This window comes from Frankia sp. Mgl5, assembly GCF_023242985.1.
In the GTDB taxonomy this organism is placed as follows: Bacteria; Actinomycetota; Actinomycetes; order Frankiales; family Frankiaceae; genus Parafrankia; species Parafrankia soli.
Genome location: NZ_JALKFY010000492.1, coordinates 1 through 403 on the forward strand (window position 1 = coordinate 1; position 403 = coordinate 403).

Consider the following 403-nt stretch of genomic DNA (forward strand, 5'->3'; position numbering starts at 1 on the left):
TCAGTACCCCATCCGCCCCGGAAGCGGCCATTAATTCTTTGATTTGTTTTACTTGTGGATGAAGTTTCAGCGTCACCTCTTCCAGCACATTCCCCAAAGAATGGGCCATCAAGGAAAAATCCTGCTGCTCGATCGCCCGCAGCATATCTGCAGTAGAAGGATGATTGCGAATCTGGTCCACGCGCAAATTGCCGTAGACATCTGCCGTCGACACCCCAATCGGCGGTTTGGCGAGAATAATCCAGCAGGAAGGCGGGTTTGGCAGATGGGTGAGCCTTTCCCCCCTGCCCTGGGCAAGCGCTGTGCCGCCATGTACGCAGAACGGCACATCTGAACCGATCTGCGCTCCAATGTCAGCCAGTTCTTCAAGAGAACGCGGCAAGCCCCACAGTTTATTTAATCC

General features: G+C 54.1%; 1 protein-coding gene. It reads right to left on the reverse strand.

Annotated features, from left to right (window positions below; all coding sequences use genetic code 11):
• The coding region (locus MXD62_RS10285) for a 4-(cytidine 5'-diphospho)-2-C-methyl-D-erythritol kinase (RefSeq protein WP_368862378.1) at positions 1-403 on the reverse strand (403 nt) is incomplete at both ends.